Raw genomic sequence first — 17,413 nt, 5'->3', positions numbered from 1 at the left:
ATACGCTGACATTTCCAACAAGAGCGGCTATTTCTGAACAATACACGGTGATTCCTCATGGCTGTGGGACCTTGATTTTTGGCGTGAATGATCAGCAGATCGATAGCCAAATCTTTGGTCCGGCAACGAAAGCAGCTAGAGTTGGTGACCAAGCGACTAGTTTTGATCAGCTATTCATCGTGGAATTTCAACCGGCTGGGCTGCATGCTTTTTTAGGCTTCAACCAACATGAATTAATGGATCAGCTTTTTCGCCTTGAGCTAGTGCATGCCCAGCTGAATCAGGGAATGCTGGCGTTGTTAGAAACTGTGGAAAGTGTTCAGGAGCTGTTGTTAGGTGTGGATCAACTGTTTTTAAGGGCTATTTTAAAAACTTGCCCACCAGAATTGACCACTTCGACTAAAACGATCGTCAATCGAATGGGCAATGTTTCGCTGAAGCAATTGTCCGAAGAGGCTTTTTACAGTGAGCGCCACCTAACTCGTTTATTCAACGAATATTTAGGAATGAGCACCAAAACCTTTTCCCGCCTGGTGCGCATCAACCAGGCCCTTCGTTTATTGAATAATCCTGCCAACGGTATTACACAAGTCCACGAAGCAACGGGGTACTATGATGTCTCCCACTTCAACCGTGATTTTAAGCAGATCACTGGAAAGACACCGCAACTATATCGGAAAAAGATGTCCGATTTTTACAGTGAAATCGCCAAATTCTAACGGTATAGTGGAGGAAATGAAGAGGAAGTTGGTGCTGACTATGAATTATGGCGGAATAATGATCGCAGTCAAGGATATGAACAAGGCGAGACAGTTTTACGAAGAAGTGATGGAACAAAAAGTCATGATGAATCTGGATAATATGCATGTGGCTTATGAGAGCGGCTTTTCTATGCAAGCAGATTACGCGGGATTGGTGGATGTTCCATTGGAAATGAAGGAGCAGCCCAATAATTTTCAGCTCTATTTTGAAGTTGAAGATTTAGATATGTGGGAAGAAAAGCTTTCAAAAGTGGAAGGCATCGAGTTTCTTCATCACAGCAAGGAATATCCTTGGGGACAACGGGTGATACGTTTTTATGATCCTGACAAATTTATCGTGGAAGTCTCCGAAAGTATGACAAGTGTGGCGAAACGCTACTTGGCCCAAGGGATGTCGGTAGAAGAGACGGCGGAAAAAACCATGTTTCCAGTGGAGTTTGTAAAAGAACTGGTTTAATAGGAACAAAGGATAGAGGTCTGGTTCAGACCTCTATTTGCTAGCTGCCAACAATGCGCGTAGAATGACCTTAACAAGAGGAGGTCGTTGCAATGCATGAACATGATATTGTCCCGCCTATCCAACCCAAGGATTTTATTGATGAAGTGAACACCACACAGCGAATGTCGCAAAATTTTTCAAGGGAAGACCAGCAAGCAAACATTGAGATAAAGAAAGACAAAAACAATCAAGATGTTCTTGTTGTGATCCCTGATCCAAAGCCTGTTACGTTCGATCTGCAAAAAGATCTCGCCATGAAGGAAAAGCGAAGAATCAAAGGAGCGTTTGTCGAGGAACAAGATGAGTAATTATTAGAGTAAAGAAAAAGCTGCCGCGAAATTTGCGACAGCTTGTCTTTTTTCTACTCATAACGCAGTGCATTAATTGGATCTAAACGTGCTGCTCGATTAGCAGGGAAGGTTCCAGCTAAAAAGGCGATCAACATGATTACTACTAAGATGATCAGCATGGAAGGCCAAGAGAATTGCAGCAGGGTTAGGCCGGTTAAGCCATCTAAAAAGGATGTTGTAGCAAAATCATTTAAAAATTGTCCAGCTACAACTGCTCCGGCAATGCCTGTGACGCCACCCCAGAAACCTATTAATAAGGCTTCAATACTGAAGGTTAAAAAGACTTTGAAGCGTCCCATGCCCATGGCCTTCATCAAACCGATCTCCCTTGTGCGATCTTGGACAGACATGTAGAGAGTATTGATGATCCCAAAGCTAGCGGCTAATAATGCGATGGCTCCAAAGAGTGTCAATACACCTGTGATCGCATTGATGACTTGTCGGATCATGCCAATCTCATCCTCAACCGTCATAGCGGTAAAGCCTTTTTTAGTCAGACGTTCCTTCAACTGAGTAATTTGTGCATTGGATAAATTCTTATCCATCGTAGCGAAAAGCGTGCCGTATTTGTTTTTCATGTTTTCCGGCATACCGTTTTCGTTAATACGAACAATTTTATCTGATAATGCTTTACTCATGATCGACTGACCTTGCTGAATCAAACTCACATTTCGAACACCTACGATGGTTGCCTCTAGAAGTTCCTGTTCACCAGTCGCTTGACTGCTGACAGCAATTTTAATGCGTTGGTTAAGTGCTGCTTTTGCATTTTTAAAGCCTAAAGCGTCCAAGTATTCTGATGCTATATTGATTTCGTATTTGTCACCAGCGCTGTTTACTTCGCGACCAGCCTCTAAATCAATCGAAATATCACTGACACTAACGGCTGATAAAAGGTATTTTTTTCCATCCTTACGCTGAACGTAATCGGTTGATAGAAAATGGAAAGGTTCAACCTTCTTGATTCCTTTTGTTGCGTTGATTTTATCTAAATCCTTGGTTGTTAAGTAATCGGCATCCGCGCCTGAGGATTTATCAGGATCGTATTCCTGTGGATCATCGTCAGCTGAACCCATTTGTGATTCAGGGAACACCATCAACTGATCCTCACCACCAACGCCATTGATTTGACGATCAATATAATCATTCACCCCATTATTGACCCCAGTGGTTAAAGAAATCGTAAATGCGCCGATAAAAATGGCGATTATCGTTAGAACGGTTCGTCCTTTATTACGCCATAAATTTGAGCTTGCCGATTTAATAATGTCAAATAGTTTCATGTTAGACACCCTCCAATAGCTGACCGTCTTTAATGTGAATCTGACGATCGCATCGATCCGCTAAGTCGGGATCGTGGGTGACAATGATCAAAGTAATCCCTTTTTTCTGATTCAATTCAAAAAGCAGCTTCTCTATTTTTTCACCAGTCACGGTGTCTAAATTTCCAGTCGGTTCATCGGCAAAAATGATTTCCGGTTGATTGACGATGGCACGGGCGATACAGACACGCTGTTTTTGGCCCCCTGACAAATCATTGGCTTTGTTGTTTGCTTTGTCACTCAATTCAACGGATTCTAAAGCATCCATGGCCATTTGCTTTCTTTTTCTACTTGGAATACCGGCAATTTTTAATGGCAATAAGACATTAGCCAGAACGGTGTCTTTCGGATTGATGAAAAATTGTTGAAACACAAAACCAAATGTTTCGTTCCGCATTTTATTCAGTGAACTATTTTTAATTTGGCGGGTATCTTGATTAAGTAAAGCGATTTTTCCAGAACTAGGTCGATCAAGCAATGCTAATATATGCATCAGAGTAGACTTACCAGAGCCGCTCTTGCCGATAATTGCGACGGATTCCCCTTTTTTTATTGCGAAATTAACCCCTTTTAATGCTTCAAAAGCTGATTGTCCAGAACCATAAACTTTTTTCACATCTGTTACTTCAATTGCATTCATTGTTTTCCTCCTCTTAGCTAAAAGCTATGGATTGATTCTCCCATAAGTCGAAATGAATGAAATGGGTCTAAGGTAGTATTTTGTGATTATTTCTCTTTTTTTTGAAGTGAAATGCCTATTTTTGTTTGCGTAGGAGAAAGAAATAGAGTAAATCAACGATCTACTCACAGACAGGGAACAATAGATTGTTCTTTGGAAAAAGTCGCCTTACACAATAAAAAAGCTGCCGCAAAAAAATTTGCGACAGCCTTTTGTTTAGATAAATAAAGTTTTATATAATGCGATTGCGACGATTGAAGCTAATATCGGAGCAAGTACTGGTACCCATGAGTAACTCCATTGTGAATCACCTTTATGTTTCAATGGTAAGATGGCATGCATGATCCGAGGACCTAAATCACGAGCTGGGTTCAATCCTGGTCCAGTTGGTCCGCCAAATGAAGCAACTAATGTCCATACTAAGAAACCTAATGCCAAGTGCGCTGTTCCTAAATTGTTTTGGAAGAAGGGTGCTTTAGTGATCCCTAGCGCACCAAAGAATAAAATGAATGAACCAAAGAATTCATTCACGAATCCGTTAAATTTAGAGCCGACACTATTGATGGTTGAGAAGGTTCCTAACACATGCAATTTGTCTTCTGTTTGATCGTAATAAGGTTTGTAGCTGGCTACTACGACTAATTGTCCCACCATCGCGCCAAGAATTTGAACGGCGATGTAAGGAAGAACTTCTGCCCACGGGAACATGCCGCTAACGGCTAAACCAATCGTAAATGCTGGGTTAATGTGGTTGCCGCTGATACCGCCAAAAATCATTGCAGGAATCATAACCCCACAGCCATAACCTACTGCAATCAACATCCAGTCACTTCCGTAACCTTTTGTACCTCTTAAATCAACATTGGCAACTGCACCGTTTCCTAGCATTACTAGCAAAGCAGTTCCCAAGAACTCAGCCGCTAACCGAGTAGTCAGTGAATAATCCATAAAAACCTCCTAGAAAATTTGAAATGAAAATGTAAATGAAAATTCCATTTTATATCTTAATCCCATTCTTTGTAATTAGCAAATGTTAACCTCAGAAAAACGAGAAATTTCTATGAGAAATGACAACGGTCGTTATGAAATTGAATAAACAAGGCTTTTTTGCGAAAAAACTGCTTTCCATAAAAAAAATCTCGTCCAATTGAACGAGATTCGGTCAGTTTATTAAAACCAGATGACGAAAGTTAGGATTGCTTTCGATCAATTTGTGAGCGCCGTAGAAATTTTTATCTGAGAAGCCGTTTAGCTGTGCGGTCAAAATTGATTTCAATTGATTCTTTTCCCATAAATAGACCAACAGCTCCATGACTGTGCGAGAATAGTCGATCCCTTCATCGGTAGCAAAGGAGTTCTCCAAGAATTCTTCGCAGTAAAAGTTTAGATAGTCGGGATCAAAGTTTTTGTTTTTCTTTTTGATAAAATGCAACAGCAAGACCTTAGCCGTGTCTTTGAATTCTGCCAGATGATCAAAGCTTTTTTCTTTTTCAGTATCCAGGTTGATCACGTAGTCAACCGGTGTCATTTCTTCGTTCGCCAATTCCCGTGATAGATTAGTGGATTGTGAGAATACAGCATCGGCTCCCATGTTTTTGATCCAGATCTCTGAGTTGTTCTTATTGATCGTAGCGGCAACCTTCAAACCAGCCCACTTAGCCAGCTGGATAATGGTAGCGCCTAGTCCGTCAGAGGTATTCAGGATCAATAGATTGCCTTCGTTTTTCCCCGGCTTCGGTGTCAGCTGCAGCTGCTTGAAGAGTACTTCAAAGGCCAAGAAAAAACTATAGGAAAAAGCTGCGGCTTCATCTGTCGGAAAGGAATCCGGCAGTTTTACGATGGAACGGACATCCACGATCTGGAAATTACTGTAGCTGCCGTATTTTCCAACCTTATTCACGTAGAGTACGCGATCGCTGACATTCAAGTGCTGATTGCTGCTGCCCAGCCGCGTGATGATCCCCACGCCGCCAAAGCCCAAGATGTACGGCTTCTTCGCGCCTTTGATGTTTTGGCGAATCTGCGTGTCCAAGGTACTGATGGAGATGGCGGAGATTTTTATCATGACATCATTCTCCCGTAATTTTGGAAGCATGATCTTGTAGTGTTCAAATTTTTTATCTTCTTTTAAACGAAATTTTTTCTCGAACCCAATCGCGTCTGAAATCATTCGTTTTACCCTCCTCAGAAATAAATTTCTGAATCTTTAATATAAAATGGCTACTTATAATATACTTGATTTAACAAAGAGAAGGAAATAATTTCTGTGAAATAGCAAAAGAATCAGTCTAATTTTGCAATTTTTCGGATAATTGTTTGTCCAAAGTGTAGGTGTCTGAATCGCATGATCATTTTTTCTGTAGAATTTGGGTACTTAACTTGTGAGGAAGCTGTAAGATAGGTACTATTAGGATACCAGCTAAACGTGTTTTTGCACGCACATATAGGAGGAATCAGATGTTCACTGAAAAAAGTTTTGAGGTTTTTACAGTCGATGGGCTGGATGAACGGATGGCGGCGATTCGTCAAGAAATCCAGCCGACTTTTCAACAATTAGACGAAGTTTTTCAACAGGTATTAGAACCGCTGTTGGATGAGAAGCTATTTATCCACATCGCTCAGCATCGCAGACGAACGACGTATCCGCCGGAGAATACTTGGTCCGCCTTGAGTCGCCAAAAGCGCGGCTATAAGATGGAGCCGCATTTTCAGCTGGGAATTTGGCCAGACTATGTTTTTATGTGGCTATCCTGCATTGATCAGCCAAAAGATGAAAAGGCGATTGCGCAAGCATTGCTGGATCACCCCGAGGTTTTTGAGAACTTATCCCCAGATTTTGTGTTATCCAGCGATCACACGAAGCCAAAGGTGGAGGAGTTATCACCAGAAAGCACAGAAAGGCTGTTGAAAAGGTTCCGTGATGTGAAAAAAGGGGAGTTCCAAGTCGGTCGGATCATTAAAAAAGACGATCCAATGTGGAAAAAACCGGAAGCTGCGCAGTCTTATATGGTAGAAACCTATGAAAAGCTAGTACCAATCTATCAATTAGCCAATCAGGCAAGTTTTGAACAGGTGGAAAACTAAAGAACATTTTGACGCGGCTGCATTCAAAAATCGAATGAGAATAGGTAGAAATTTACAGGAGAGATTTTGGCAGATAAGTCGGACAGCGAATTTTTCGCTGTTTTTTTTATCTGTCGGAGGGAAAGTCGAATAATGAAAGGAATTGGTCAATCTGAAGCATTTTTTGAAGAGATTAGAATTTTTATTATTTTTAAAAATCAGGTTATTTTCAATGATACTTTAAAATAGTTATTGAAAGCGTTTTATAAAAATGTCCATTTCAATGGACATAAGAAAAAATGTACGAATAGCAAAATAGCTTATATTAATGACAAGGAGGTTGACAAAATGCAGCTAAGCAAACGTGAAACACAATTGATCGAACTGTTTATCAAACATGGGATGACACTCACCGCTCAAGAGTTAGCTGAATTTGCCAATGTTTCCACCAAAACAATTTACCGTACGATCAAAAAAATCAATGAAGCCTCCGATGTAGGAGAGCTCATTTCAGCCGAGGTCGGCAAAGGATTTCGGTTAGATTATGACAATTATCTGAAGGAAAGTGTTCGAAAAAAAGGCAGCGATACTGTGCAAGGCCCGTTGGAAAGAAGAAATACGATTCTATTGACCTTGTTATTCAAATCACCAAAAAAAGTGCTGATCCAGGATCTGTTTGATGAATACTATGTCAGCAACACCGTGATCAACAATGATTTGGTACGGATGACAGAATTTCTGATGGATCATCAGCTGGCTTTGATTCGCAAAGGGCAGCGGCTCTCGATCGAAGGAACAGAAAAGCATATTCGCAAGGCGGTCAATCACTTGATCAGTGCGAATCGTGTTTGGGAGGAAGACTTTTCCACACAGCAGGAAAAGATCAGTTCTTACGATATCAACTTCATTACTTCTTTATTGGAGTATATTGAGCAGAAATTACAAAATGGGATTGCGTATCCCTATAACAGCAACATCTTTTCCCATATCTATATCCTGATCAAGCGAGTGCGGGAGGGCGAGATCCACGCTGATACCTGCGCCGAACGTTTGGACCCGGATGAAGAGGAACTGATCATAGAATACGATCAGCTTTATCAGCTTTCGCGGATGGTGATTACGAAACTGAATCATTATTTGAACATCGTATTGCCGGAAAGCGAGACTTTTTACTTATTCCAGTATCTGATCTCTTCACGGATGGAAAAGGAACCCATCAAGTTGAATCGAAAATCAAAGGAAGCGTTAGAAATCACCGAGTTTTTTGCGACAGAGATGAGTGATCTAATGGGGATGAAGGTTGACCAACAGCCGAATCGTCAGGATTTATATGAACACATTGATCCTTTATTGTATCGCTTGAAAAATGAGATTATCGTCAAAAATGATTTGTTAGGTGATATCAAGCTGGAATATCCAGAGATTTTTCAACAGGTTCAACAGGTCAGCCAAGCAGCTGAGGAGAAATATCAATTGAATGAAATTTCAGAAGACGAGATCGGTTTTTTAACCCTGTATTTTGTGAAGTATAAGGAAATGATCCACTCGAAAAAACGCGTGCTGATCATGTGCAGCAGCGGAGTAGGAACCTCGGAGCTACTGAAGGTAAAGGTTCGCAAGGCTTTTCCCGAGTTAGAGATTGTGGATGTCTTATCGGCACGAAAGTTTTCAAAAGCGCCAGAGAAATACCAGAACATTGACCTGATTTTAACAACGGTCAATTTAACGATTGAAATGATGACACCAACGATTTTAGTGAATTCTGTATTTACTAAGCAGGATGAAAAACGAGTGAAAGAAATGTTAGGAGAGATGTGAGATGACAGCAGAGCAAATGATGGATGACTTCAGTATCGCGGATGTGATCACCGAAGAGCTGATCCAACTGGAAATGAAAGCGACAACAAAAGAAGAAGCGATCTATGAGCTGACTAGATTATTGATGGCAAATGGTGATATCGAGGACGAGGAAGAATTTGCGGCAGACGTGTTTGCCCGTGAAGCAGAAGGGATGACTGGTATCGGCAATAGTATCGCGATTCCCCACGGAAAATCTGACAGCGTGATCAAGACCTCGTTAGTCGTGGGCAAAGCAACGACTCCGATCGAATGGGAATCGCTGGATGAAGAACCGGTTCGTGTGATTATCCTATTTGCTGTAAAAAATACCGACGCTAATACGATGCATATCAAGCTGCTACAAAAGGTCGCGATGCTTTTAGCAGATGAAGACTTTATTGAAAATATGGTCAACGCCCAAACAAAAGCTGAAATGATGGAATTATTATCACGAGACCCAATGGAAGAAGATTAAAAAAGAAAATGGAGGAATAGATGATGAAAATTGTTGGAATCGCCGCATGTACTTCGGGCATCGCCCATACGTACATCGCCAAACAAAAGCTGGAAAAAGCTGCGAAAGCACTAGGGCACACGTGCCATATCGAGACTCAAGGCACGATTGGGACTGAAGACGAGTTAAGTATGGAAGAGATCAAGGCAGCCGATGTGGTGATCATCGCCGCAGATATCAAAGTCGGCGGAAAAGATCGGTTTGAAGGGAAAAAAGTAGTGGAAATCCCGACGAGTATGGTAATCAAAGCACCAAAAGGCTTGATCAATAAGATCGAAGAAGAAATCGTGAAGGCGTAGGTAAATAATTCTTTAATATGAAAAAGGATGCCAGTTCCACTCTTTGCAGTTTAATCAGTGAAGAAAACACAGCATAGAATTAGTCCACTGCATAAGAATAGAAATCCTAGTGGAATGGTATACGGCTTGAAAATCGAACTAATTTTTCCCTGGAAAAATTAATTCTTTAATATGAAAAAGGAGATGAACTAAATGTTTAAGCAGCTTCAATTGAAAAAGCATGCCTTGACGGCAATCTCGTACATGTTACCGGTTGTTGTCACGGCAGGGTTGTTGATCGCAATTGGGAATTTGACGGGTGGCGGAGTCATTGAGGATTACAAGGCGGCCTATTCGATCCCAGATGCATTAGTCTCACTTGGCGTGTTAGGTATGGGCTTGTTGGCTCCCGTCATCGCAGCGGCTATCGCGTATTCGATTGCGGATCGTCCTGGTATTGGACCTGGTTTGTTTATGGGGTTGATTGCAAATTCCATCGGCGCTGGTTTCTTAGGCGGCATGCTTGGTGGGTACTTGGTTGGTTTCTTCGTTCTATTTTTAGTGAAAAATCTGAAGGTTCCGAAATGGGCGCAAGGCTTGATGCCGATGATGATCGTACCGCTCTTATCAGCATTGATCATTGGATTATTGATGTTTTTTGTCATCGGATTGCCGATTGTTTGGGCGACAGAAGCTCTGACAGAATTCTTGGAAGGGTTGCAGGGTTCAGGTAAATTCTTGTTTGGTTCGATCGTTGGCGGAATGGCGGCCTTTGACTTTGGTGGACCAGTTAACAAAGTAGCTTCACTATTTGCCGATGGATTACTTTTGGAAGGTGTGCAGGGACCAGAAGCGGTGAAGGTATTGGCTTCAATGGTACCACCGTTTGGTGTAACGATTTCTTGGGTACTATCCAAAATTGTCCGTAAACGCAAGTATTCTAAAGAAGAGGAAGACAATATCAAGATTGCGTTCCCAATGGGACTTTGTATGATCACAGAGGGTGTCATTCCAATCGCGGCAGTTGATCCGTTACGAGTGATCTTCTCTTGTACAGTTGGTGCAGCGATCGGTGGCGGTTTGAGCATGTCATGGGGCGTAGGGTCGCCCGTTCCATCTGGCGGGGTCTTCATTATCCCAGCGATGACTGATCCGTTGAAATTCACGTTAGCCTTACTGATCGGTTCAGCAATCACTGGCATTCTCTTGTTCGTGCTTAAAAAAGAACCTGTTGAAAATGACATTAAGGATGACGAGGAAGAGGAAGAAGTTGATTTTTCTTCGATCAAGATTTCGTAGGAAGGATTTTTAGACATGTATGTTTCGATGAAAGAAATGCTGCAAAAAGCCAATCGTGAGAAGTATGCCGTAATGGCGATCAATTGCTTCAATTTGGAAACAGCCAAAGCCGTAATCGAAGCGGCTGAAGAAATGCGCTCGCCGATCATTGTCGATCTGTTACAGGATCATTTGAAGGAGCACTTAGACATTCGCTATTTGACAAAGCCGATCATTCGAATGGCTAACAATGCCAAAGTCGAAGTAGCGATCAATCTAGATCACGGACAAGATGTCGCGTTCGTAAAGCAGTGTCTGCATGAAGGCTTCTCCAGTGTCATGATGGATGCGTCCATGTATACGCTGGAAGAAATTATTCGCATCACAAAGGCGATGGTGGAATTAGCGCAAGTTTACAATGCCAGTGTTGAAGCTGAAGTTGGCGATATGGGGGCTGTGGCAGGTGATCATTTTACTAACGACGAGATGTACACCGATCCGGATGACGCGATTCGTTTTATAAAAGAGACGGGTGTGGATTGTTTAGCCCTATCGTATGGCTCGAGTCATGGGGATTATCCCGAAGGTTACGTGCCAGATTTCCGCTTTGATATTGTCGAAAAAATCAAAACGGCGACGAACCTGCCGTTGGTGTTACATGGCGGCTCGGGTGCGGGTGAGAAAAATATTCTTCGTTCGATCGAATTAGGAATCAATAAGATCAACGTTGGTTCTGATTTTATGAAGGCGCAAAAAGCCGAAGTCCAGAAACAATTAAGTGAAAATCCAGAGGTGGATTATCCAACGCTCGTTCATCAAACGATGGCGGCAGGAAAAGAAGTTGTCAAACGGTACATCGAACTTTCGGGTTCTAAAAATAAATCTTAAAATGAGAATGGAGACCAAGTCAAATGTTAATCAATATGAAGCAAATGCTAGAAGTTGCAAAGGAAAACAAGTTTGCCGTAGGAGCCTTCAACGTAGCCGACAGTAATTTCTTACGGGTAGTCATTGAAGCGGCGGAAGAAAATGATGCGCCAGCGATCATCGCGGTTCATCCAACCGAATTGGATTTTACCAAAGATGAATTTTTCCAATATGCGGTTTCTCGGGCAAAAAATAGTTCTGTTCCATTCGTTATTCACATGGATCATGGGGATAACTTAGCCAGCATCATGCGGGCTGTCCACTGTGGATTCAGTTCCGTCATGATCGACGGTTCGTTGCTGCCATTTGAGGAAAACATTGCGATCACGAAAGAAGTCGTGGATGTTTGTCACAAGATTGGTGTTTCTGTCGAAGGTGAGTTAGGCACGATTGGTAATACCGGAACATCTGTTGAAGGCGGCGTGTCAGAAGTAATTTACACAAAACCAGAGGATGCGGAAGAATTTATTGAAAAAACAGGAATCGATACATTGGCAGTGGCGATTGGTACGGCTCATGGAATTTATCCAAAGGACATTAAGCCGGAATTGAAGATGGATGTATTGGAAGACATCAAGAGCAGAGTCGATATTCCGTTAGTGCTACATGGCGGATCAGCGAATCCAGATGAAGAAATCGCTAAAGCGGTGCAAATCGGGATTCAAAAGGTTAATATCTCATCGGACTACAAATATGCCTTCTACAAAAAATGTCGTGAGATTCTATCAACGACTGAATTATGGGACCCAAATGCGATCTACCCAGAATGTATCGATGCAGCCAAAGCAGTCGTTAAGCAAAAAATGGAACTGTTCAACTCAATCGGTCAAGCAGCCGTTTATCGTAAAGAAAATGTGCAGCCTTGGAGACAAGAGCAAAATTAAATAATGAAGCAAACCCTAGTCTTTCTGACATGAGAGACTAGGGTTTATTTTTTGTATTTCTTTAGAAGTATTTGCACTGTGACAAAGCCCTTTTGCTGCTGTGACAAAATTAGGTTTGAAAACAAGAACAGCTCCTTCACGATTCTCGCTATAATGAAGATGTCAGGAGGGAAAGAAAATGAATGAACGGATCCGAAATATTCTGACCATACTAACAAAGCGGCCTGAGATAAAGATGGCTGAACTGACGAAAGAGCTTGGATTGACTAGAAGGCAAATTAATTATGCCATCAATCAATTTAATTCTGAATTGATCACTCAGAAGATTCCAAGTATCGAACGCAACCATGCGGGAGACTTTAATGTCCCGCTGGAAGTTTTGCAAATGATGTCAGCACAACAAAAACAAACAGAAGAGTTAACGAGTGTTCCTTCTGATGAGGAAAGAGCCGCGCTGCTTGCGATGTTTCTGATTACGAACACAGAGTACGTAAGTGTTGATCATCTCAGTGATTTTCTGGCTGTAGGCAAGACAACTGTTGCAGAAGATTTAAAAAAAGCCGATCAACTGATTCAAAAGTATTATTTATCGCTGAAGTACGATCGTGCAAAGGGCTATCAAATCAAAGGGTCAGAGCATAAGATTCTCCAGCTACTGGCTGATTTGGTAAAACGTTATCCGATCTTTAAACGCGATGAAGTGATTGAACACCTAAGCATTGATATATCAAGAGAGGAAGTTATTCATCTGATTCACAACATGGAGCAGATGCTGCATCTAAGCTATTCAGATGAATCACTGGAGTATCTAAAAAATACCATTCCGCTGCTCTTAGCTCGAGGAATTTGTGAGAGTAAGCTGGAAGTAGAAGATTTTTTTGAAGGTGAAGTAAAAGATACACCTGAGTACCGGTTTTTGAATGTTTTGATCAAGGAAACTGAATGGCAACTTTCTAGAGGCTATCTCGAATGGATGACTCTGTTGTTTTTGATATCAAATATTTTTGAGAAGAAGACTACGCAGGAATTCGATTCTGATCGTCGGCTGAAAGAATTGATCCGAGAAATGGTCTCCAATTTTGAACGCCAAACATTCACTACGATTGAAGACCGTGAAAACTTTGAACGCCGTATTTTGAATCATTTGCGTCCGGCCTGTTTCCGGATCAAGTATAACTTGAGTTTGGGTGTGTATTCTTTAGACAGTTTGATCCAAGACAGCAATCACGCGATCTTGAGCGACTTGATGAAGGAATTGATCGTTCCAACTGAAAATTGGTTGAGACGCGCCTTTCCAAATGATGAATTGGAGCTTCTTTCTTATTATTTTGGTTTTCAGTTGAGCAATCAGCATCTGATAAAGAAACAAAAGCCGAGAGCAGTCGTTGTTTGTACCAATGGTGTGATGGTTTCAAAGGTTATTCGGGAAAGCTTAGAAAAACTTTTTACCGAGCTGCAATTTCTGTCATCGTTTTCTGTGCGTGATTTTTATCAGTTTGAAGTGGACTATGATCTTGTTTTTACCACGATACCGCTGGAAACGGAGCTGCCTCAATTTATCATTGACCCGATCATGACCTATAAGGAACAGATCAGCTTACGTTATCGAGTGTTAAATGAGCTGGGGATTAATGAGGTTGATCAATCGGTGGATCGTTTGCTGGGGATCATCCAGAAATACTCCGATGTATCCAGCTCGAAGGAACTAAAGGAGGAACTGCAATATTTTCTTTTGCAGGAAAAACAAGATTCACCACTGGAAAATACCAAGGTATTGCCTTCACTTACGTATTACTTAAAGCCGAATTATATCACGGTCATTGATGAAGAGATTACTTGGAAAGAGTCCGTTGTCTTGGCTTGTAAACCATTAGTGGATAATCAGGTGATCAATGATGAGTTTATTGCGGATTGTCTGCAGCAGATTCGTCAGCCCAACTATGCGGGATTTTTTGGAGAAAAAACCTGTATCCCTCATACAACCGTTGAGCATGGTGTTCAAAGAGAAGGAATCAGTCTATTAATCAGTAAAAAGCCGATTGATTTTCCTAATCGAAGAGGGGTCCAAATGATTCTTCCATTGTCCTTTCTTGATTTGACCAAACATTTGAAAGCGATTAACCAAATTGCGGATATCAGTACGAATCAGGATTTTTTGCAGAAATTACTGACTGAACAAGAGACAAAATCAATTTACCAGTTGATTAGACAATTTACATGATAAGAGAGGTTTGACATGAAAAGAGCAGATTACCCACGCTTTACGATTATTATGCGCGGTTATACCTTTCAGCAGGCTGACGCAATTTTAACAGCCATGAAGGGGTTTGAAAAAGAGTTCGCAGTTGAGCTGACGTTAAACACACCGAATGCTTTGCAGCAGATTCAGCAGCTGACAGAAAAGTATGGGGATTCAATTTATATAGGCGCTGGCACGGTTCGCTCAATCAAGGATGTGAAGGATTCAATTCAAGCTGGAGCGCAATTTTTATTAGGACCTCATACCTTTACTCAGGAAATGCTGGATTATGCGAAACAACATCAGGTATTGAGTGTGCCAGCGGCGATGACTCCCTCTGAGATTAATGAAATGTTTGATCGAGGCGCGGATATGGTCAAGGTATTCCCAGCCTCAGTTGTAACCCCACGATTTTTTAAAGACGTTCAAGCACCATTGGGAAAACTACCGTTGATGGGGGTTGGCGGAATTTCGATCGAAAATGCCCAAAGCTTTCTTTCAAACGGTGCAAGCTACTTGGGGCTCGGATCAGGCATGTTTAACAAGAGCGATTTAGCGCATTTAGCTAGTGATGGATTAGCGAAATCGATGCAGAAATTGCTTTCCAGTGTGGAAGGAGTAGGTGTTTGATGGAATTATTTTTGCATGAAGAATTAGTATTTAGAGAAGTTTTGGCGAAGACGAAAGAGGATGTTTTGGCATTCTTGGCTGAGAAGCTATTTGAGAAGGGCTATGTAAAACACGAATACATCCAAGCGATTCAGGATAGGGAGCAGGAGTATCCGACTGGGTTACCTTCGTCAGAGCCTGGCATAGCAATCCCTCATGCGAATTTTGAAATGGTCAACAAAACGACGTTGGCGATTGCGACGCTGAAACAACCAGTCGAGTTTCATAACATGGAAAAGAAGCAGGCCGAGCTGCCAATTCAAATCGTGATTATGATGGCGATCGGCGAGCCGCATGGTCAGGTCGAAATGCTGCAAAAGATCGTTTCGATCATTCAGGATGAGCCCTTGAGAAAAGCGATGGTCAATACAAAATCAAATAAAGAATTACTGAAGCTTTTAGAGCAAGCAGTTGCTTAAAATTAGGAGGAATATACGATGAAAAGAATTTTAATTGCATGTGGAAATGGGATCGCGACCTCAACCGTTGTTGCGACGAAAGTGAAGGAATATTTAGCTAGTCAAGGAGTGCAAGCTGATACCACACAAACAAAATTGATGGAAGTGCCAAGTAAAGTCCAGGACTATGACTTATTGATCACCACTGGCGAGTTTGAAGGTCAGACAGGAGATGTTCCGGTAGTTAAAGGGATGCCGATCCTGATTGGTATGGGTATGGAACAAACGATGGAAGAGATTTTGAACTATGTTAAATAAGCTGCCTTTTGAGGAGGGACAAAAATGAAAGCAATTATGAGTGTCTTTAACTTTCTGATGGCCGCTGGGCCAACGGTTATGCTGCCGGTAATTATTACAGTCATCGGCTTGATTTTTGGGTTGAAAATCACCAGAGCGTTCAAATCAGGTTTGACACTGGGAATTGGTTTTGCTGGGATTAAGCTGATTCTTGATTTCATGACGACTAATGTGGGACCAGCCGCAAAAGCCATGGTTGAGCGGACTGGTGTTCAATTGGATGCACTAGACGTTGGTTGGGGATCAATCGCCGCGGTTACGTGGGCTTCGCCAATCATTGCTTTGCTGGTCTTTGCAATTTTGATCGTGAATATTATCTTACTAATTCTGAAACGCACCAATACACTGGATGTTGATATTTGGAATTATCATCATATGGCAATCGTTGGAGTGATGGTGTACTTTGTGACCAAAAACGTACTGTTGGGTGTCGGTGCTTCCGTTGTTATGGCTATTATCACCTTCAAGATTTCCGACTGGTCACAGCCAATGGTGGAGGGCTTCTTCGGAATTCCCGGGGTTTCCTTACCGACCGTCTCGGCCTTGTCATCGCTGGTTATTGCTTGGCCGTTAAATTGGTTATTGGATCGGATTCCATTATTCCGCAAATCAACCTTTACCATTAAGGACGCACAAAAATACTTGGGCTTCTTCGGGGATTCGATGATTATGGGTTTGGTTATTGGTCTGGTAATTGGGGTATTAGCAGGCTTTGATGTGACGCAAATATTCCAATTAGGAGTAAGCATGTCTGCTGTATTGGTCTTGATTCCAAAAATGACCTCCTTGTTTATGGAAGGATTAATGCCGATATCGGATGCGGCTCAAAAATGGTCGCAGGCTAAATTCAAAGGTCGTCGTCTATTTATCGGATTAGATGCAGCTGTTGTTGTTGGAAATCCAGATGTTATTACGACTGCTTTGATCATTATTCCATTGACGATCGCTATGGCGTTAGTATTGCCGGGAAATCGTGTGCTGCCATTCGCCGATTTAGCCGTGGTTCCTTTCCGAGTAGCCATGGTCGTTGCTTTAACCAGAGGGAATCTGCTTAAGAACATTGTGATCGGGTTAGTTGTGACTGCTTCACTACTATGGTGTGGTACTGCTACAGCGCCTGTTTTAACCGCGATCGCTAAATCAGTGGGGATCGAATTAGGAGCCAATGCGATGCTGATCTCGTCTTTCGCGGCGACAGCGATGATCCAAAGTTACTTAGTTTTCTTAGCCTTTACCTTTAAACCAATCATTGGTATTCCAATCTTACTGCTGGTTTTTGCGGGAGCTTGGTATTACTTCGAAGGCGTTAAGAAAATCAATGTGGAAACTATGAAGGAAGCACCTACAAACTAAAAA

19 protein-coding genes are annotated in these 17,413 nt (G+C 41.9%); 15 read left to right on the top strand and 4 right to left on the bottom strand.

Features of this window, described 5'->3' with window-relative positions:
- The 3 genes from AC4J95_RS17310 to AC4J95_RS17300 all read left to right on the top strand — a co-directional run.
- The coding region (locus tag AC4J95_RS17310) for a helix-turn-helix domain-containing protein (protein WP_494550936.1) at positions 1-719 on the top strand (719 nt) is incomplete at its 5' end.
- Between the two features lie 16 nt (positions 720-735).
- Positions 736-1,218 carry a VOC family protein gene (locus AC4J95_RS17305; protein ID WP_494550935.1) on the top strand — a complete coding sequence of 161 codons (483 nt, stop codon included), beginning with the start codon at positions 736-738 and terminating at the stop codon, positions 1,216-1,218.
- Between the two features lie 92 nt (positions 1,219-1,310).
- The gene (locus tag AC4J95_RS17300; RefSeq protein WP_494550934.1) at positions 1,311-1,568 is read left to right on the top strand and encodes a hypothetical protein; all 258 of its coding nucleotides are present in this window, start codon (positions 1,311-1,313) and stop codon (positions 1,566-1,568) included.
- Between the two features lie 53 nt (positions 1,569-1,621).
- Here the strand turns inward: AC4J95_RS17300 and AC4J95_RS17295 are convergent, their stop codons facing one another.
- The 4 genes from AC4J95_RS17295 to AC4J95_RS17280 all read right to left on the bottom strand — a co-directional run bounded on the left by AC4J95_RS17295 (position 1,622) and on the right by AC4J95_RS17280 (position 5,781).
- Positions 1,622-2,893: an ABC transporter permease gene (locus AC4J95_RS17295; RefSeq protein ID WP_494550933.1), complete on the bottom strand. Its 1,272-nt coding sequence runs from the start codon at positions 2,891-2,893 to the stop codon at positions 1,622-1,624.
- A gap of 1 nt (position 2,894) precedes the next feature.
- Positions 2,895-3,572 carry an ABC transporter ATP-binding protein gene (locus tag AC4J95_RS17290; protein ID WP_494550932.1) on the bottom strand — a complete coding sequence of 226 codons (678 nt, stop codon included), beginning with the start codon at positions 3,570-3,572 and terminating at the stop codon, positions 2,895-2,897.
- 255 nt (positions 3,573-3,827) lie between these two features.
- Positions 3,828-4,559 (bottom strand): MIP/aquaporin family protein, encoded by a 732-nt coding sequence (locus tag AC4J95_RS17285; protein ID WP_316402416.1) that lies wholly within the window; start codon positions 4,557-4,559, stop codon positions 3,828-3,830.
- Positions 4,560-4,773: 214 nt separating this feature from the next.
- Positions 4,774-5,781 (bottom strand): alcohol dehydrogenase catalytic domain-containing protein, encoded by a 1,008-nt coding sequence (locus AC4J95_RS17280; protein ID WP_494550931.1) that lies wholly within the window; start codon positions 5,779-5,781, stop codon positions 4,774-4,776.
- A 287-nt stretch (positions 5,782-6,068) separates the two neighbouring features.
- Here AC4J95_RS17280 and AC4J95_RS17275 point away from each other — a divergent pair, with 287 nt between their 5' ends.
- From AC4J95_RS17275 to AC4J95_RS17220, 12 genes are all read left to right on the top strand, one after another.
- Positions 6,069-6,695, top strand: coding sequence for a DUF1054 domain-containing protein (locus AC4J95_RS17275; protein WP_494550930.1), 627 nt, complete (start codon positions 6,069-6,071; stop codon positions 6,693-6,695).
- A gap of 327 nt (positions 6,696-7,022) precedes the next feature.
- Positions 7,023-8,492 carry a BglG family transcription antiterminator gene (locus AC4J95_RS17270; protein ID WP_316402413.1) on the top strand — a complete coding sequence of 490 codons (1,470 nt, stop codon included), beginning with the start codon at positions 7,023-7,025 and terminating at the stop codon, positions 8,490-8,492.
- A gap of 1 nt (position 8,493) precedes the next feature.
- Positions 8,494-8,988 carry a PTS sugar transporter subunit IIA gene (locus tag AC4J95_RS17265; protein WP_494550929.1) on the top strand — a complete coding sequence of 165 codons (495 nt, stop codon included), beginning with the start codon at positions 8,494-8,496 and terminating at the stop codon, positions 8,986-8,988.
- Between the two features lie 23 nt (positions 8,989-9,011).
- The gene (locus tag AC4J95_RS17260) at positions 9,012-9,326 is read left to right on the top strand and encodes a PTS fructose transporter subunit IIB (RefSeq protein ID WP_316402464.1); all 315 of its coding nucleotides are present in this window, start codon (positions 9,012-9,014) and stop codon (positions 9,324-9,326) included.
- 192 nt (positions 9,327-9,518) lie between these two features.
- Positions 9,519-10,604: a PTS fructose transporter subunit IIC gene (locus tag AC4J95_RS17255; protein ID WP_494550928.1), complete on the top strand. Its 1,086-nt coding sequence runs from the start codon at positions 9,519-9,521 to the stop codon at positions 10,602-10,604.
- A gap of 15 nt (positions 10,605-10,619) precedes the next feature.
- Positions 10,620-11,471, top strand: coding sequence for a class II fructose-bisphosphate aldolase (locus AC4J95_RS17250; protein WP_494550927.1), 852 nt, complete (start codon positions 10,620-10,622; stop codon positions 11,469-11,471).
- A 23-nt stretch (positions 11,472-11,494) separates the two neighbouring features.
- Entirely contained in the window at positions 11,495-12,394 is a 900-nt protein-coding gene (locus AC4J95_RS17245; RefSeq protein WP_494550926.1) for a ketose-bisphosphate aldolase, read from the top strand.
- A gap of 178 nt (positions 12,395-12,572) precedes the next feature.
- Positions 12,573-14,615, top strand: coding sequence for a BglG family transcription antiterminator (locus AC4J95_RS17240; RefSeq protein WP_494550925.1), 2,043 nt, complete (start codon positions 12,573-12,575; stop codon positions 14,613-14,615).
- Between the two features lie 15 nt (positions 14,616-14,630).
- The gene (locus AC4J95_RS17235; protein WP_494550924.1) at positions 14,631-15,263 is read left to right on the top strand and encodes a bifunctional 4-hydroxy-2-oxoglutarate aldolase/2-dehydro-3-deoxy-phosphogluconate aldolase; all 633 of its coding nucleotides are present in this window, start codon (positions 14,631-14,633) and stop codon (positions 15,261-15,263) included.
- The gene (locus AC4J95_RS17230; protein ID WP_196004097.1) at positions 15,263-15,721 is read left to right on the top strand and encodes a PTS sugar transporter subunit IIA; all 459 of its coding nucleotides are present in this window, start codon (positions 15,263-15,265) and stop codon (positions 15,719-15,721) included. The genes AC4J95_RS17235 and AC4J95_RS17230 overlap by 1 nt, the downstream gene beginning before the upstream one ends.
- An 18-nt stretch (positions 15,722-15,739) precedes the next feature.
- Entirely contained in the window at positions 15,740-16,018 is a 279-nt protein-coding gene (locus AC4J95_RS17225; RefSeq protein ID WP_316402406.1) for a PTS sugar transporter subunit IIB, read from the top strand.
- A 24-nt stretch (positions 16,019-16,042) separates the two neighbouring features.
- A complete protein-coding gene (locus tag AC4J95_RS17220; RefSeq protein WP_316402405.1) occupies positions 16,043-17,410 on the top strand; it encodes a PTS galactitol transporter subunit IIC in 1,368 nt (455 codons plus the stop codon).
- Positions 17,411-17,413: the final 3 nt, after the last annotated feature.

This window comes from Enterococcus sp. GPZ-007, from assembly GCF_059374735.1.
This window is presented reverse-complemented; position numbering and strand designations above follow the sequence as displayed.

Coding starts and splice junctions, on each gene's coding strand:
- AC4J95_RS17260 (WP_316402464.1), top strand. CDS start 9,012: ATGAAAATTGTTGGAATCGCCGCATGTACTTCGGGCATCGCCCATACG.
- AC4J95_RS17280 (WP_494550931.1), bottom strand. CDS start 5,781: ATGATTTCAGACGCGATTGGGTTCGAGAAAAAATTTCGTTTAAAAGAA.
- AC4J95_RS17305 (WP_494550935.1), top strand. CDS start 736: ATGAAGAGGAAGTTGGTGCTGACTATGAATTATGGCGGAATAATGATC.
- AC4J95_RS17240 (WP_494550925.1), top strand. CDS start 12,573: ATGAATGAACGGATCCGAAATATTCTGACCATACTAACAAAGCGGCCT.
- AC4J95_RS17275 (WP_494550930.1), top strand. CDS start 6,069: ATGTTCACTGAAAAAAGTTTTGAGGTTTTTACAGTCGATGGGCTGGAT.
- AC4J95_RS17300 (WP_494550934.1), top strand. CDS start 1,311: ATGCATGAACATGATATTGTCCCGCCTATCCAACCCAAGGATTTTATT.
- AC4J95_RS17220 (WP_316402405.1), top strand. CDS start 16,043: ATGAAAGCAATTATGAGTGTCTTTAACTTTCTGATGGCCGCTGGGCCA.
- AC4J95_RS17270 (WP_316402413.1), top strand. CDS start 7,023: ATGCAGCTAAGCAAACGTGAAACACAATTGATCGAACTGTTTATCAAA.
- AC4J95_RS17245 (WP_494550926.1), top strand. CDS start 11,495: ATGTTAATCAATATGAAGCAAATGCTAGAAGTTGCAAAGGAAAACAAG.
- AC4J95_RS17235 (WP_494550924.1), top strand. CDS start 14,631: ATGAAAAGAGCAGATTACCCACGCTTTACGATTATTATGCGCGGTTAT.
- AC4J95_RS17265 (WP_494550929.1), top strand. CDS start 8,494: ATGACAGCAGAGCAAATGATGGATGACTTCAGTATCGCGGATGTGATC.
- AC4J95_RS17255 (WP_494550928.1), top strand. CDS start 9,519: ATGTTTAAGCAGCTTCAATTGAAAAAGCATGCCTTGACGGCAATCTCG.
- AC4J95_RS17285 (WP_316402416.1), bottom strand. CDS start 4,559: ATGGATTATTCACTGACTACTCGGTTAGCGGCTGAGTTCTTGGGAACT.
- AC4J95_RS17225 (WP_316402406.1), top strand. CDS start 15,740: ATGAAAAGAATTTTAATTGCATGTGGAAATGGGATCGCGACCTCAACC.
- AC4J95_RS17295 (WP_494550933.1), bottom strand. CDS start 2,893: ATGAAACTATTTGACATTATTAAATCGGCAAGCTCAAATTTATGGCGT.
- AC4J95_RS17290 (WP_494550932.1), bottom strand. CDS start 3,572: ATGAATGCAATTGAAGTAACAGATGTGAAAAAAGTTTATGGTTCTGGA.
- AC4J95_RS17250 (WP_494550927.1), top strand. CDS start 10,620: ATGTATGTTTCGATGAAAGAAATGCTGCAAAAAGCCAATCGTGAGAAG.
- AC4J95_RS17230 (WP_196004097.1), top strand. CDS start 15,263: ATGGAATTATTTTTGCATGAAGAATTAGTATTTAGAGAAGTTTTGGCG.